The sequence below is a fragment of the uncultured Microbacterium sp. genome (assembly GCF_913776565.1).
Taxonomy (GTDB): domain Bacteria; phylum Actinomycetota; class Actinomycetes; order Actinomycetales; family Microbacteriaceae; genus Microbacterium.
Genome location: NZ_CAJYPF010000224.1, coordinates 1 through 15,785, shown reverse-complemented (window position 1 = coordinate 15,785; position 15,785 = coordinate 1). Strand labels below are relative to the sequence as shown.

The window sequence follows — 15,785 nt, the reverse complement described above, 5'->3', positions numbered from 1 at the left end:
CATTGTGATCACCGTTCTTGTTGTCGGGTTGGGGAGGGGGTTGTGAGGGAAGGAGGCCGCCGCGGCTCAGCCGCGCCGACCTCCGCTGACGAACTTCCGCCAGAGGCCCTGCGAGTTGCCGCGAGTGGCGGCGGTGCGGCGCACCTGGTCGACGTACACCGCCGTGATCAGCACCGCGCCCACGGCCACCTGCTGCCAGAACGGCTGCACGCCCGTGATGACGAAGCCGTTCTGCAGCACCGCCGGGATGAACAGGCCGACGACCGTGCCCATGATCGTGCCGACCCCGCCGAAGAGGGAGGTGCCGCCGATCACCACGGCCGCGATGACGTTGAGGTTGGTCTGCGACTGCCCCGCGATCGCCGTCGTGGAGAACTGCGAGAGAGACAGGATGCCGCCGAGCCCGGCCAGGGCGCCGGAGATCGTGTAGATCTTGATGAGCTGCGCGTCGACCTTCACGCCGACGCGGCGGGCGGCGATCTCGCTCGATCCGACCGCCAGCGTGTAGAGGCCGAATCGCGTGTAGTGCAGCACGATCGCGCCGATCGCGACGACCACGAGGGCGATGACGCTGATGATCGGGACGCTGCCGAAGACGTTGCCGTAGCCGATCGAGACGGTCAGCACCGTGGGGACGTCGCGGATGTCGACGCCGCCGGTGAGGATCTGCGCGAGACCGAGGGCCATGCCGAGCGATCCCAGGGTGACGATGAGCGGCGGGATCTTCGCCTTGGCGATGAGGAAGCCGTTCAGCAGTCCCCAGCACACGCCGCTCAGGATCGCGACCAGGATGCCGACGACGGCGACGCCCCAGCCCTCTCCGCCGAGCGCCCGCATGACGATGGCCGCGACCACGCCCGAGAACACCAGGACCGACCCGACCGACAGGTCGATGCCGGCGGTGATGATGACGTAGGTCATGCCCACCGCGAGGACCGCGAGGATCGAGGCGTTCTGGATGATGAGGCGGAAGTTGGTCCACTGCGCGAACGAGTCGGGCGCGATGATGCTGAAGACGATGATGATCGCCAGCAGGACGAGCAGGATCTGGAAGGCCTGCGTGCGGAGGATGCGGCGGACCGGGTTGACCTTCTGGTTGTCGTCGAACGTGCCGATCGCGACGGTCTCGGTGGGAGGGGTCGTGGTGCTCACTTCTGGTCGTCCTTCGTGACGGCGCCGGTCATGAGCCCGACGAGTTCTTCCATGGAGGTGTCCGCGGCCCGGATGTTCGCGACGCGGGTGCCCAGGCGCAGCACCTGGATGCGGTCGGAGACGTCGATGACGTGGGGCATCGAGTGCGAGATGAAGACCACGGCGATGCCCTTGTCGCGCACGCGGCGGATGGTCTCGAGCACGTTCTTGGTCTGGCGCACGCCGAGGGCGGCGGTGGGTTCGTCGAGGAACACGACGCGCGAGGCCCAGTGCACCGCCCGGGCGATCGCGATCGCCTGACGCTGACCGCCCGACATCTCGCCGACGGGCGAGGTGAGACTGCGCACGGTCGCGCCGAGTTCGTCGAACGCGGCACGGGAGGCCTTGGCCATCTCCTTCGTCTTCATGAAGCCCAACGCCCCGGCCAGGCCCGGACGGCGGATCTCGCGGCCGAGGTACATGTTCTGCACCGGGTCGAGATGCGGGGCGAGGGCCAGATCCTGGTAGACCGTCTCGATGCCCAGCGAGGAGGCGACCTGCGGGTTCGACATGTCGATCGGCTTGCCGTCGAAGCGGATCTCGCCCTCGTCGACCGCGAGGTTTCCCGACAGCGCCTTCACGAGCGTCGACTTCCCGGCGCCGTTGTCGCCGATCAGGGCCGTGACCTCGCCGGGGTAGACCTCGAAGTCGACGTTGTTGAGGGCGCGGACGTGACCGAACTGCCGTGAGAGACCGCGTGCCTCCAGCACGGGCGTGGCCGTTGTGACTGACGACATCGTCAGCTCCTTTCCGTAGTGAGGAGAGAGGAAGAGAGGAACGCCTCGGCGACGTCCTCGAAAGAAGAAGTGGAGGAGACGGCGAACGCCGCGAACAGCGCCGCCCCGTAGGCGGTGCCCTCGTCGTGGGTCGAGACGGTGACCTCGGGCAGCAGCGCGGAGCGGGAGCGGACGACGGATGCCATCGACGACCACCCGCCGGTGAGCACGGTCGAGGTGGGCGGAGCGACCTCGCGGTCCATCACCGCCATGCACTCGGCGAGCATGTCGTTGCCGTGGCGCAGGGACGCGGCGAACAGCTCCGCGGGGCTCAGCCCGTCGCTCTGGGCGACGATCGTGAGCACGCCGTCGTCGTTGCGCGCCCCCGAGACGGCGAGACCGGCGTCCGAGACGGTTCCGTCCACGGGCAGCGCCATGGTCTCGTCGTCGACGCGAGCGCGGCCCACGGCATCCGTGATCCCGAGAAGCTGCAGCACGCGGCGCATCAGCAGGCCCGACTTGGTCCCCGCGAGCAGCACGTACTTGCCGGGGATGACGTGGCGCACGCAGTTGATGCCCGCGTGGGCGAGGCGCTCGCGCGCGGCGAACGGCAGCGTATCGTCGAGCACGCGCACGAGGGCCTCGGCGGTGCCCATCGAGTCGTAGAGCTGACCCGTGTGGGTCGCGCCGGCCGCGACCGCCGAGACGAGGTGGTCGTGACCGGCGATGGTGAGCGCCGCCCCCTGGAAACCCGCGGGCATGTCGGGGTCGCTCAGCGTCCCCACGGCCTCGCCCGCGCTGACGAGCGTCCCGAGGATCGAGGCGTCCACGCCGAGCACGTCGAGCGCCGCCTGCCACGGGGTGCTGTCGTCCTGGTCGATGAGACCGGTCCGCGAGACGAGCGAGTACTCCGCGACGCGCGGGCCGCCGAGAGCGTGCACGACGAACTCGGGCACGTTGAGGAAGGTGGTGCCCGCGAGGGCGATCCCCGTGTCGCGCAGGTGCAGCAGTTTCGAGACGGATGCCAACGGCCCCACCGGCAGTCCGGTGCGGCCGGGGAACTCGGCGCGGAAGTCCTCGGGGGTCGCCGCGATCTGCGCCGCGCCCCGGGGGTCGAACCAGGCCATGATCGGCGCGAGCGCCTCGCCCGCGGCATCCAGCAGCACGCCCGCCTCGGCCATTCCCGAGACGCCGAGCGCGACGATGCGGTAGCCCTCGTCGAGACGGGTGTCGGCCTCGGCGGCGAGCTCGTGCACGACGGCGATCGCCTGGGCGGCGGTCATCTCGGCCTGTCCGTGGTCGAGGTTGGTCCACGGCGATCGGCGGCTCACGACGAGCACCTGGTGCCCGTCGGGGGTGGCCACCAGCAGCTTGGTGCTGGTGGAGCCCATGTCGATCCCGACGACGTAGTCGCTCATCGCACGTCACCTCCGCGGAGGGTGGCGGGCCAGCCGGCGCCGGGGGCGGCGACGAGGATCTCGGCCGCGCCGGTCAGCCGCCAGGCGCCGAAGGCGTGGGGCACGGCGTAGACCTGACCGCGCTCGACCTCGACGGTCCCGGCGTCGGACACGAGCGCACCGGAGCCCTCGCGCACCAGCACCACCGCGAAGCCGGCGTCGAGCGACGCGGCGTCGCCCGCGGTGTCGCCCGCGGCGTCGAACAGGCGGAAGTACGCATCTGCGGCCGCCGGCATGAGCGAGCGGAAGGCGGGCCCGGGCGCGGTGGTGCCGGCGGTGCTGATCAGGGCGTCGAGGGCGGCGGCATCCAGCTTCGCGGTCGAGACGGCGGGCATCACGGCGTCGAAGCCGAGGTCGAGGTGCGACTCCTCGCGCGTCGAGGTCGTGATCGACCACTCCAGCAGGATCGAGAAGTCCGTGGGCTCCTGCACCTCGGCGACGAAGATGCCGCCGTCGATCGCGTGCACGGTGCCCGCGGGAACGAGCACGCCCATCCCGGGTCGCACGACCACGCGGTTCATGCGCGACAGCATCCACTCGCTGTCCTGCGCGTCGCGGCGCCGATCGAGCTCGTCGCGGTCGACGTCCTGGTTCCAGCCGACGTGCACGGCGCAGTCGTCCTCGGTCTCGAGCACGAACCATGCCTCGGTCTTGCCGTACGGGCAGTCGAGGTGCGCGCCCGCGAAGGCGCGGTCGGGGTGCACGTGCACGGGGAGGCGCTGTCGCGCGTCGAGGAGCTTGACCAGGATGCCGAGATCCGCGGCATCCCGTCCCCCTCGCGCTCCCACCCAGGCGGCGCGGTCGGCGCTCACGAGATCGCGCAGGAACGCGCCCTCGTCGGTCACGGCGAGGCCGATCTCGTCGGAGCCGAAGCGGGACACGGTGGAGCCGAGCCATTCCTCGGGCTGGCGGTCGGTCTCGGGCACGATCCCGCGCAGCGCCGCGATGCGGTCGCCGCCGAGGTAGAAGTGCTGCACGGGGTTGGGGGGCAGCAGGACGGGCTTCATGAGGGGGCTCCGAGGGGGACGACGGCCGAGGCGGCGACGGCGCCGACCGGCTCGAGGTGGACGGGGGCGAGCGCCGCGGGGGCGGCGGTGGGCATCAGGGTGTGGCCGTTGGAGGAGGTGCCACGCGTCGTGGCGCCGCGAGGCGCGACCGGCACCTCGCCCGATCCGCGCGCGACGAGGCGCGTCGGCACGACGGTGCGGGTGGGCTCGGCGTCGGGGTCGAGCGCGAGGTCGCGCAGGCGCCGGAGGCCGCCGCCCCCATCAGGCGCGGGTCGTGGTCGACGTAGGTGATGCCCGGTTCGAGCACCTCGGCGAGGGTGAAGTCGCCGAACGAGATCAGCGCGGGCATCGCCAGGCCCCGGGCGCGGATCGCCTGCACGGTGCCGATCGCGGCGAGGCTCGTGGCGCACAGCAGCGCGGTGGGGGCGTCGTCGCGCTCGAGCAGCCGTGAGGCCTCGGCCGCCTCTCCCGCGCGGAACCGCTCGTGCGTGACGACGAGCGAGGGGTCGAAGGCGACTCCCGCCGCTTCGAGGGCCGAGCGGTAGCCGGCGAGGCGGTCGCTGACGGTGGGGTAGGGCACGTCCTCGCCCATGAACGCCACGCGACGGTGTCCGTGGGCGAGCAGGGCCGCGGTGGCCTCGACCGCCGCACCGAAGTCGTCGATCACGACCGCGTCGATGCCCGATCGCGAGCGGTCGACGGTCACCACCGGAAAACGCGTGCGCAGTCCCGCGAGCGTCGCCGCCCCCACCGCGACGGGGGCGACGACGAGACCGGCGAGGCGGTGACCGGTCAGACGGTCGAGCTGGGTGCGCTCGCGTGCGGCGTCGTAGCCGGTGCTGGCGAAGATGACGCTGAGCCCTTCGGCGACGGCGAGCTCCTCGACCACGCTGACGAAGGCTGCGAAGAAGGGGTCGCTGATCGCGTCGATCAGGATGCCGATCGTGTCGGCCGCCTGCCGCTTGAGCTCGCGCGCGCTGCGGTCGGGCACGAAGCCCAGGGCGCGGACGGTCTGCAGCACCTTGTCCCGGGTGCCGGGAAGCACGCCGGGCTCGTCGTTGATGACGCGCGAGACCGTCTTGGGGCTGACCCCGGCGGCGGTCGCGACGTCGATGAGGCGGGCGCGCGGGCGGGCCACGGGGGCCTCGCCGACCGCGGTCGCGGTCACCTGCTCGTCGTGCGTCATCGCATCTCCGACATCGTTGTCATTCGGACGGGAGACCCCGGCGAGGGCCTCGATGGAGTCATCCTGAGGTCAGGCGGACAACGTTGTCAAGTCTCGATTCGATTTCCGATGACATCGATGTCGAGGCCGAGCTCCCGAGAGCTGCCGGGAGCGAGCGGACGCAGCAGCCCCGCCTGCCGCGCGTCGGCGCGACCCAGGATCGTCGCCGCCGTCGCGGGCTCCACCCCGAGAACGAGACCGTCATCCTGAGCGACCCGCCACTGGAACAGCGCCGGCAGCTGCGCGGTGTCGAACGCAATCCGGATGCCGAGCCCCGACGCCGCGACCACCTCGGCGCTGACACGACGGTCGGCCGGAAGCTCGTGACGGAACACCTGCTCGGGGTAGTCCGCGACCGGCTCCGGGAACTCCGCCCACGTGGACAGCCCCGCCTCGGCCGCCGCGTCCCGGGCGTGCACGCGCTCCGCCGGCGAGCGCAGCACGGTGCCCGCGTCGACCACCGGCCACCCGAGGTTGACGTGGTAGAGCACCATCGGCTCGACCGCCCGCGCGCCGCGGTTGACGATCTCGTCGCGCAGTTCGATGCGCCCCTCGCCGAGCGGCACGCGCACCCTCCGCCGCAGCTCGAGGTGAGCGCCGAGCACCGTCGCCTCCACGACGGTCGCCTCCACGACCACGGCATCCGCCCGCACCTCGGCTCGGGTGACGGATGCCGAGAGCCCGCTGTAGCGCCCGTGCTGAGGATGCGCGCCCTCGGCGTCGACCGACGGCGGCCCGAACGACAGCAGGCCGCACGTGGTCACGAGTCCGCCCCCGAAAGACGCCCCGAAGCCCGCGGCGCCCGGCCGGGGCCACCCGGTCGGCGAGACCCAGGCCAGGGGCACGCCGCGGTGGCGCACCTGCCCGAGGTCGAGACCGCGGTCCGGCAGTAGCTCGACGTCGAGGTCGCCCGCGACGATGCGCACGCGCCGGGTCCCGGCATCCGGCCCATCGGTGCGAAGCGACTGCTCCACCGACGCCACCTGCGCCGTCGAGCCCGCGCGTCGCAGCGCCTCGTCGATCGATCGCCCGTACAGCTCGCCCATGAGCCCCCGCCTTCCTCGCCGTGGTGCGCCTCACGGTAGCAGTGATTGACAACGTTGTCTTGCTCCCCGCATACTGACCGTCGAGCGCAGAGCCGCGCCCCGACACGACGCTTCGGAGACCCACACCCCATGTCGAAACCCCGCCTCAACCGCCTCTTCAACGCCCGCTCCGGTCGCGCGTTCGACGTCGCCGTCGACCACGGCGCGTTCCACGAGCCCTCGTTCCTCACCGGCATCGAAGACATGGCGAAGACCGTCGCCACCCTCGTCGACGCCGGACCCGACGCCGTCCAGCTCACGCTCGGCCAGGCCCCGCTGCTGCAGTCCGTCCCCGGCAAGAACAAGCCCGGCCTCGTTCTGCGCACCGACATCGCCAACGTCTACAACGACCCGCTCGAAGCGCCTCTGCACAGCATCCACGTCCCCGACGCGATCGAGGTCGCCGTGCGCCTGGACGCGGTGGCCGTGTGCGTGAACCTGCTCGACCTGCCCGGCGAGCCCCAGGTCCGCGAGCAGTGCATCCGCTCGATCCTGGCGCTGCGCACCGACGCCGAGAAGTACGGGATGCCGCTCATGATCGAGCCTCTGGTCATGCAGACCAAGCCCGGCTCCGGCGGCTACGGCGTCGACGGCGACACCGCCAAGGTCGTCACCCTCGTCCGCCAGGCCCGCGAGCTCGGCGCCGACCTGATCAAGGCCGACCCGACCGACGACATCGGCGACTATCACCGCGTCATCCAGGCCGCCGGCGACACCCCCGTGCTCGTGCGCGGCGGCGGTCGCGTCGACGACCGCACGCTCCTCGAGCGCACGCAGGCGGTGCTCGAACAGGGCGCGCGCGGCATCGTCTACGGCCGCAACGTGATCCAGCACCGCGATCCGGCCGGCATCACCGCCGCGCTCATGGCCGTCGTGCACGAGAACGCCTCGGTCGACGACGCGCTGACCCTGATCGGTGGTGCCGCATGACCGGCAGGAAGATCGGCGTCGGCATCATCGGCGGCGGCCTCATGGGCCGCGAGATCGCGGCGGCGCTGCGCCGCTGGCCCGCCCTCATCGACCACCCCGCCGAGCCCGAGCTCGTCGCGGTGTGCGACATCAACCCCGCGGCGCTGGAATTCTTCGAGCGCATCGACACCGTCCAGCTGACGACGACCGACCACCACGAGCTCCTCGCCGACCCCCGCGTCGACGTCGTCTACATCGCCGTCCGCCACGACCTGCACGAGCGCCTGTACGTCGACACTGTGAAGGCCGGCAAGGCGCTGCTCGCCGAGAAGCCGTTCGGCATCGACCGGGCCGCCGCCGACGCGGTCGTGGCCGCGATCGGGGAGAACCCGCAGTCGTTCGTGCGCGTCTCGAGCGAGATGCCGTTCTTCCCCGGCGCGCAGTGGGCCGTCGACTACGTACGCTCCGGAGCGCTGGGCCGCATCGTCGAGGCGAAATGCACCTTCCTGCACTCGAGCGACATCGACGTGAACAAGCCCCTCAACTGGAAGCGCCAGAAGCAGTTCTGCGGCGACGCGGGCGTGCTCAACGACCTCGGCATGCACACCTGGCACGTGCCGCTGCGCCTGGGCTGGACGCCCGAGAAGGTCGTCGGCATCCTGCAGGACATCGTCACCGAGCGCCCGGGGCCCGACGGCTCGCCGCAGCCCTGCGACACGTGGGACAACGCCGTGATCCACTCGTGGGCGCGTCACGAGGGGGCGCCGTTCCCGCTCACGACCGAGACCAAGCGCATCGCGCCCGGTCAGAAGAACACGTGGGAGTTCGAGGCCATCGGCATGTCGGGCGGGGTGCGCTTCAGCACCAAGAACCCGAAGCAGGTCGAGGTGTTCGCCTTCGTCGACGTGCCGGGCGTCGGCCGCGAGCAGAGCTGGCAGAGCGTCGACGCGGGCAGCCAGTCGGTGTGGCCCACGGTGACGGGTCCGAACTTCGAGTCCGGATTCTCGGATGCCATCCTGCAGATGTGGGCGGCCTTCCTCGCCGAGTACGTGGGCGAGCTGGGCGACGGCTTCGGCTGCGTCCGCCCCGAAGAGGCCGCTCTCACGCACCGCCTGTTCGCCGCCGCGATCGCCTCGCACGAGACCGGCACCCTGGTCGCGCCATCCCTCTGATCGCCTCGTGAGTGTCCACGACACGCCGCCTCCCCTCCCCGAGACGCGGCGAGTCGTGGACACTCGTCTTTCCCGGGCTCGTCCGGCGGCATCGACCCGCCCGTGCCCGGATGGCACCGTGCCCGGATTGATCCCTATGCTCGGAGGATGCCGCTCCCGACGGCATCACGCGAGGAGACGCATGCGCAGGACCGGCCGACCGACGATGGTCGACGTGGCCGCAGAGGCGGGGGTGAGCCTGAAGACCGTCTCTCGCGTCATCAACGGCGAACCCCACGTCGACCCGGGCATGGCCGCGCGCGTGCTCGACGCCGTGGACCGCCTCGGCTACCACCGCAACGCCCTCGCGGCGAGTCTGCGGTCCGGCGATCGCGACACGATCGGCTTCATCGCGGCCGATCTGTCGAACACGTTCTACATGGCGATCGCGGCCGCCGTGTCCGCCGTGGCCTCGCGCGAGCGCATGCACCTCGTCATGGCATCCAGCGAGGAGGACGCCGTCCGCGAGCGCACCCTCGCCCTCGATCTGTGTCAACGCCAGATCGGCGGACTCATCGTCGTACCCACCGCGGTCGATCACTCCTACCTCTCGCGCGAGGTCGAGCTGGGCACGCCGGTGGTGTTCCTCGACCGCCCCGGCAGCGGCATACCGGCCGACGCGATCCTGCTCGACAACCGCGGAGGCGCTCGCGACGCCGTGGCCGAGCTGCTCGCCGACGGCCACCGCCGCATCGCCGTGCTGCTGGACGCGGGCGGCATCTTCACGATGACGGAGCGTCTCGCGGGGGCGCGCGAAGCCTTCGCCGCGGCGGGCCTCGACCTGGATCCCGCGCTGGTCGTGGAGGGCCTGCACACCCCCGCTGTCGCCCGCGACGCCGTGGACCGCCTCCTCGACGCGCAGGAGCCGCCGACCGCCGTCTTCTGCGCGAACAACCGCATCACCATCGGCGCTCTCGAGGCGGTGGTGTCCCGCGGCTCCACGGTCGCCATCACCGGGTTCGACGACTTCGAACTGTCACGACTGCTCCCCCGACGCATCCGCATCGTCGACTACGACATCACCGCGCTGGGGGCCCGGGCGGCCGAGACGCTGCTGACCCGCCGAGCCGATCCGGCCACGGGATCGCATACCCATCTCGTGCCGACGTGTCTCGTCGATCGCGGCGGGGTGGGCTGAGCCCGCGCGACTGACGCCGTGTCCCCACCGACGGACGGGGCGACTCGGCCGGGTGACGTCTGGGACGACCGCGGGTGAATCTGAGGGCCGCGCGCCCCGTGATCGCGCTCCCGCCGCCTCGCGCCGGCTCCGCGGGCGCGGACACTGGAGGAGAGACCGCCCCGCAGAGGACGCCGCATGCCCGCTCCCCGACATCCCGACGAGGGATGGATCCCCGTCGCGTTCGGCGCACTCGACGTGCACGGCCGCACCGACTTCGTCGACGGCGCCGAGATCCTCGTCGTGCCCTGCTCACCCGCCGACGCCCTCTGCCTGGTGGGCGAGGGAGCGGCGTTGTGGCGGCGACTCGTGGGGCGACCACCGGTCCCGGCCGTCGAGTTCGACGACCACGACACCGCCGTCCTCGCGCAGCTGGGCGAGGCCGGGCTCGTGGTCTACGCTCGCGCGCATCCCGCTGCCGTGACCCGCCTCGACACCCCGGTGCTGTCGTCCCCGCTTCACGAGCTCGTCTACGCGCTGGTCCAGCGCGTCGCCGTCTCGCGCGGCATCCCGTGCGTGTTTGTGAAGGGCCCCGTCCTGCACCACCAGTCCCTTCGGGACCGCGAGCATTCCGCGGACGTCGACGTCTGGTGCGACCCGGCACGGTGGGACGAACTCGTCCAGGCGCTCGCCCCCTGGGGATGGACCCGTGAGCCCGACCCGTGGTGGGGAACCAGCGTGCACCATACCGCCACGATGGTCCCCTCGACGTGGGGGTGCGAGATCGACGTGCACCGTCGTTTCCCCGGTCTCACGCTCGACGACGACGAAGCCTTCGCCGCGGTGAGCGCCGTGACGGAGCCGAGGGTCTTCGCCGGAACCACCGTCGCCGTCCCCCGCCGCGGTGCGCACGCCGTCCTGTCGGCCCTGCATCTGATGCGGCCCGCCGTCGGCACCCCCACCGACGACGCGGCCGCGCGCCTGGCGCACGAGGTCCTGGTCCGCGTGCCCGACGCGGTCGAGAACGCCCGAGGCCTGGGCGCCGTGAGCGCTCTGCTCGAGCAGCTGCGCGCGGCGTTCCCCGGGGTCGACCCCGGCCCGGTCGACGGCGTCCCCCGCGACTGGCGGCATCGCTCGCAACCGGATCGGGCGCACGCCTACCTGGCCGCGCTGGGCACGTTGCCGCTCCGCGAGCGCGCACGGGTCCTGCTGCGCCTGATCTGGCCGCCCGATGACATCGCTCTGGCCTCGGCCCGTCGGGCCGGCGAGACCCCCGCCTCGGCTCGGCACGCGCGCGTGCGACGACTCGTGCGCGGCGTGCGCTCGTTCCACGCCACGAGGGGCCGACGCCCGTGATGCCCGCGACGTCCCGCGGCCTGCTCGTGCACGAGTGGATCGCCCCCGCCGGCGGCTCCGAGAACGTCCTCGAGGCGATGGCGCGGGCCTTCCCCGATGCGGACGTGCGGTGTCTGTGGAACGACGCCCCCGACCGTCTCGCCGGCCGTCGCGTGAGCGAGACCTGGCTCGCCAGAACCCCGGTGCGACGCCGCAAGGCCCTGGCCGCCGCCCTCTGCGTGCCGACCTGGCGGCTGCTTCCTCCGGGCGCGTACGACTGGATGCTGATCAGCTCGCACCTCTTCGCCCACCACGCGCGGGTCCGTCGCCCCGATGGTGGTGACGTGCCGGCGTTCGTGTACGCCCATACGCCGGCTCGCTACGTCTGGGCGCCCGAATTCGATCCGCGCGGCCAGGGCCCGGTGGTACGTGCGGTCGCGCCCGCGTTCCGCGCCGTGGACCGACGACGCGCCCGCCGCCCCGTGGCGATCGCCGCAAACAGCGCCTTCGTCCGGGAGCGCATCGCCCGCGCATGGGACCGCGACGCCGTCGTCATCCCTCCGCCCGTCGACGTCGACGGCATCGCCGATGTCGACGCGTGGACGAGCGAGCTGTCGGCCGCGGATCGGCGGGTGCTCGCGGCACTCCCCGCGACGTTCCTGCTGGGTGCGTCGCGGTTCGCGTCGTACAAGCGTCTCGACCTGGTCGTCGACACCGCCGAGCGCCTGGGCCTGCCGGTCGTGCTCGCGGGACGCGGCCCCGACGAGGCGGTGCTGCGCGCCCGAGCGGCTCGCTCCCGCGTCCCGGTCTCGCTCATCGTGTCGCCGTCCGATGCGCTGCTGCGCGGACTGTATCGCGCGGCGAGCGCGCTCGTGTTCCCCGCGATCGAGGACTTCGGCATCATCCCCGTCGAGGCCCAGGTGCTGGGCACGCCCGTCGTCACCGGGCCGGTGGGCGGGCAGCTCGAGACGTACGTCGACGGCGTCTCCGGGGTGCGGGCCGAGAGCCTCGAACCCGCCGATCTCGCCGAGGCCACCCGCCGTGCGCTGGCGCTCGAGGCCTTCGACGGTGTCGGGGCGACCCGTCGGTTCTCGCGCGAGGTCTTCGACGCGCGCATCCGGCGCTTCGTCCTCGGCTGACGACGCGTGTGCGGCATCTGCGGCGCCGTCAAGGCCGCGCCGCGACCGGTGCGCCGTGCCTAGCGTCGGAGCATGACCTCCGATCGCGACCAGTTCACCTTCGACAACCCCGTCACCCGCTACGCCCGTGTCGAACCGCCGCTGCAGCATCAGCCCGAGCCGGGTGTGCAGGCCGACATGACCCCCGTCCCCGACCTCGGCGAGAAGACGTATCGCGGGCTCGGCCGCCTGCGAGGCCGTAAGGCGCTGATCACGGGCGGCGACTCCGGCATCGGCGGGGCGGTCGCGATCGCGTTCGCACGCGAGGGCGCCGACGTGGCGATCGTGCACCTGCCCGACGAGCAGCGCGACGCCGACCACATCCTGGAGCAGATCCGGGATGCCGGGCGCACCGGCGTCTCGATCGCGACCGACATCACCGATCCCGGCGCGTGCCGCGAACTCGTCGCCCGTGCCGCGGAGGCACTCGGCGGCCTCGACATCGTGGTGAACAACGCCGGCAAGCAGGTGATGGTCGAGAAGGTCGACGACCTGTCCGACGAGCAGTTCGAGCAGACGTTCCGCACGAACGTGTTCGCCCCGTTCTGGATCACCAAGGCGGCGCTCGCGCACCTGCCCGAGGGCGGCACGATCATCAACACCGCCTCGCTCGAGGCGTACGTGCCGGCTCCCGATCGCCTGGATTACGCGGCGACGAAGGCCGCGATCAACAACCTCTCCAAAGGTCTCGCGCAGCAGCTGGCCTCGCGCGGCATCCGGGTCAACGTCGTCGCGCCGGGACCCACCTGGTCCGCCCTGCAGGTGAGCCAGGGCGTGTCCGACGATCAGATGGAGCACTTCGACGACGAGAGCACCTATCAGCGCGCCGGTCAGCCGGCCGAGATCGCCCCGGCGTTCGTCTTCCTCGCCTCGGCGGAGTCCAGCTACGTCTCGGGCGAGACCCTGAACGTCAACGGTGGCATGGTCACCCCGTAATCACGCGGGCCGGGCTCGCACAGGGCCACCGGGCGGGACTCCGACGTGGCGTCGGGGGTCCCGCCCTTCCCGTTCTGCACGCGATGGCGGACCCTTGCGCAAAACGTCTCGCTTGGCAAGCGACCCTCGCGACGCCCCCGGGTGCGAAACGGTGAGTCCATGTCCGAAGACACCGCTTCCGCACCCGACGAGGCGACTCCCACCCTGTTCCTCCTGCACGCGTTGGGCGCCAGCGCCCGATCCTTCGACCGTCTCGCCGCGCGCCTCGCGGGCCGTGTCCGCATGGTCGGCATCGACCTGCCCGGTTTCGGAGACGAGGCGGATGCCGACGACACCGGCCTCACCGCCAGCGTCGCGCACGTCGAGCGCCGCCTGCACGCCGAGGCCCGCGGCCGGTGGTTGCTGGGCGGCCACAGCATGGGAGGCAAGATCGCCGGTCTCGTGGCATCCCGTGTCCTGCGCGGAGACGCGTCGCTGTTCGGGCTGGGCGGCCTGGTGCTGATGGCGCCGTCTCCTCCCCGGCCCGAGCCGATGGACGAGGAGCGCCGCGCGCTCATGCTCTCGTGGGTGGCCGAGGGGGCGATCTCGGAACAGGATGCCGACACCTTCCTCTCGCAGAACGTCGCCCGTCCGCTCGACGATGCCGCACACGCGCAAGCGGTCGCCGATCTGCGCCGCACCTCGCCCGCGGCGTGGCGCGCGTGGCTCGAGACCGGCAGCACGGTCGACGCCACTGCCGAGGTGCAGACGCTCGATCTCCCGGTCCTGGTGCTCGCGGGCGACGACGACGCCGACCTCGGCGCGGCCGCGCAGCCGGGGCTGCTCGCCTCGGTGTACCCCCGTGCTCGTTTCGAGACGCTCGCCGACACCGGTCACCTCATCCCGCTCGAACGCGACGCCGAGGCGGGCACCGCCATCGCGGCGTTCGTCGACGACGACGTCCAGGCGGGCCCGGTGGTCCCCGCGGAGTGGGTCCGCCTCATCTGCGGCGACCGCGTCGACGCGCGTGTCCGCGGCGTCCTCGCCCGCCGGGCGGTGCCCGACGACCGCGGGTACGCCCCCGCGGTGCTCGATCTGGCCCAGCTGACGCTCCTGCGCGAGATCGCCGATCTCGTCGTCCCGCAGGAGGGTCCCGCGATCGACCTCGCCGCTCGCGTGGACGCCCAGCTCGCGCGCGGCGAAGGCGACGGATGGCGCCACGCCGATCTTCCGTCGGATCCCGAGGCGTACCGTCGCGGTCTCGACACGCTGGCCGCCGCGTGGCCACTCGATCCCGCCGATCGCGATCGCGTTCTCCGCGCCGCGATCGAGGGAGAGGGGGGCGTCGAGGGCCCCCTCGACACGGCGCAGCTGACGGCCTGGCTCGAGGACGCCCGCAACGACCTCGTCCGCCAGTGGCTCGCGCACCCCGCGAGCATGGCGCGCGTCGGCTACGACGGCTTCGCCACGGGAGGGTCACCGATCCGCGGCTTCGTGGAGCTGCGCCTGGGGCGCAGAGAAGACTGGGAGCCGTCCGCAGTGGGCGGCACGATCGCGACGGGAGACGCCGCATGAACCTCGAGGCGATGCGCACGTTCACGGATGACGAGACGGTCGACGTCGTCGTCGTCGGGACCGGCGCCGGGGGTGCCCCGCTGACGGCCGAACTGGCGCGCAAGGGGCTGAGCATCGTCGCTCTCGAGGCCGGTCGCCACTTCGCGCTGGACGACCTGACTCCCGACGAGACCGAGGCGGTCGAGATCAACTGGATGTCGGAGCGTCTGAGCGGCGGAGAGGACCCCACGGCGTTCGGCCCCAACAACAGCGGGCGCGGCGTCGGCGGCTCGATGCTGCACTGGGGTGCGTTCACCCCGCGTCCCGACCGCCGCGACCTGGCACTGCATACCGAAGCGGGCGTGGGCCGGGATTGGCCGGTCGATCCCGACGAACTGCTGTCCTACGTCGAGCGCGTCGAGGGCGACATCGGCGTCTCGGGGCCGACGCCCTACCCCTGGGATCCCTCCCGCCGCTACGCCTACGCCCCGGCGACGCGCAACGCCCCCGCGAACCTCGTGGCGAAGGGCTGCGACGCCCTCGGCGTCCGCTGGGCCGACGCGCCGGCGGCGGTCCTCACCCGCGCGCGCCTGCAGGACCACCACGGCGAGCGCGGCGCGTGCGTGAACTGCGGCGAGTGCCACCAGGGATGCCGGGTGGATGCCAAGGCCTCCACCGCCAACACGTACCTGCCCGCGGCCGTCGCGGCCGGCGCCGAGATCCGCAGCGAGTCGATGGTGCACGGCATCGAGCTCGACGAGCGCGTACACGTCGCGGCCGTGGTGTACCGCAAGGATGGTGTCGATCGACGCCAGCGCTGCCGTGCGCTCGTGCTCGCGGGGGGCGGGGTCGAGACCCCGCGTCTGCTGCTGCACACCGGACTCG

Annotated in this window: 14 protein-coding genes; 8 read left to right on the top strand and 6 right to left on the bottom strand. The window is 72.2% G+C overall.

The window, feature by feature from the left end:
* Positions 1–66: 66 nt before the first annotated feature.
* The 6 genes from QZ433_RS12645 to QZ433_RS12620 form a co-directional block, all read right to left on the bottom strand.
* Positions 67–1,152 (bottom strand): ABC transporter permease, encoded by a 1,086-nt coding sequence (locus QZ433_RS12645; RefSeq protein ID WP_295784070.1) that lies wholly within the window; start codon positions 1,150–1,152, stop codon positions 67–69.
* Complete coding sequence (locus tag QZ433_RS12640) at positions 1,149–1,928, bottom strand: ATP-binding cassette domain-containing protein (protein WP_295784067.1); 780 nt, start codon at positions 1,926–1,928, stop codon at positions 1,149–1,151. Before QZ433_RS12640 ends, QZ433_RS12645 begins: the two co-directional genes overlap by 4 nt.
* A 2-nt stretch (positions 1,929–1,930) precedes the next feature.
* Entirely contained in the window at positions 1,931–3,325 is a 1,395-nt protein-coding gene (locus QZ433_RS12635) for an FGGY family carbohydrate kinase (RefSeq protein WP_295784065.1), read from the bottom strand.
* Positions 3,322–4,371: a class I mannose-6-phosphate isomerase gene (locus tag QZ433_RS12630; protein ID WP_295784062.1), complete on the bottom strand. Its 1,050-nt coding sequence runs from the start codon at positions 4,369–4,371 to the stop codon at positions 3,322–3,324. The genes QZ433_RS12635 and QZ433_RS12630 overlap by 4 nt, the downstream gene beginning before the upstream one ends.
* 94 nt (positions 4,372–4,465) lie before the next feature.
* Positions 4,466–5,557: a LacI family DNA-binding transcriptional regulator gene (locus QZ433_RS12625; protein ID WP_295784060.1), complete on the bottom strand. Its 1,092-nt coding sequence runs from the start codon at positions 5,555–5,557 to the stop codon at positions 4,466–4,468.
* 86 nt (positions 5,558–5,643) lie between these two features.
* Positions 5,644–6,642 (bottom strand): aldose 1-epimerase family protein, encoded by a 999-nt coding sequence (locus tag QZ433_RS12620; protein WP_295784057.1) that lies wholly within the window; start codon positions 6,640–6,642, stop codon positions 5,644–5,646.
* A 129-nt stretch (positions 6,643–6,771) separates the two neighbouring features.
* On the opposite strand from QZ433_RS12620, the gene QZ433_RS12615 reads away from it, so the two are divergent.
* From QZ433_RS12615 to QZ433_RS12580, 8 genes are all read left to right on the top strand, one after another.
* Positions 6,772–7,611 (top strand): class I fructose-bisphosphate aldolase, encoded by an 840-nt coding sequence (locus QZ433_RS12615; RefSeq protein ID WP_136588314.1) that lies wholly within the window; start codon positions 6,772–6,774, stop codon positions 7,609–7,611.
* On the top strand, positions 7,608–8,762 hold the full coding sequence (locus QZ433_RS12610) for a Gfo/Idh/MocA family oxidoreductase (RefSeq protein WP_295784052.1): 1,155 nt from the start codon (positions 7,608–7,610) through the stop codon (positions 8,760–8,762). The genes QZ433_RS12615 and QZ433_RS12610 overlap by 4 nt, the downstream gene beginning before the upstream one ends.
* 181 nt (positions 8,763–8,943) lie before the next feature.
* On the top strand, positions 8,944–9,939 hold the full coding sequence (locus tag QZ433_RS12605) for a LacI family DNA-binding transcriptional regulator (RefSeq protein ID WP_295784049.1): 996 nt from the start codon (positions 8,944–8,946) through the stop codon (positions 9,937–9,939).
* Between the two features lie 177 nt (positions 9,940–10,116).
* Positions 10,117–11,274: a nucleotidyltransferase family protein gene (locus tag QZ433_RS12600; protein ID WP_295784046.1), complete on the top strand. Its 1,158-nt coding sequence runs from the start codon at positions 10,117–10,119 to the stop codon at positions 11,272–11,274.
* Positions 11,274–12,392, top strand: a complete 1,119-nt coding sequence (locus tag QZ433_RS12595; protein WP_295784045.1) for a glycosyltransferase — start codon at positions 11,274–11,276, stop codon at positions 12,390–12,392. The genes QZ433_RS12600 and QZ433_RS12595 overlap by 1 nt, the downstream gene beginning before the upstream one ends.
* Before the next feature lie 72 nt (positions 12,393–12,464).
* Complete coding sequence (locus tag QZ433_RS12590; protein ID WP_295784042.1) at positions 12,465–13,367, top strand: SDR family oxidoreductase; 903 nt, start codon at positions 12,465–12,467, stop codon at positions 13,365–13,367.
* A 159-nt stretch (positions 13,368–13,526) separates the two neighbouring features.
* Positions 13,527–14,921: an alpha/beta hydrolase gene (locus tag QZ433_RS12585; RefSeq protein ID WP_295784038.1), complete on the top strand. Its 1,395-nt coding sequence runs from the start codon at positions 13,527–13,529 to the stop codon at positions 14,919–14,921.
* Positions 14,918–15,785 (top strand): GMC family oxidoreductase N-terminal domain-containing protein (locus QZ433_RS12580; RefSeq protein ID WP_295784035.1); only part of this gene is annotated, 868 nt, incomplete at its 3' end. The genes QZ433_RS12585 and QZ433_RS12580, both read left to right, overlap by 4 nt.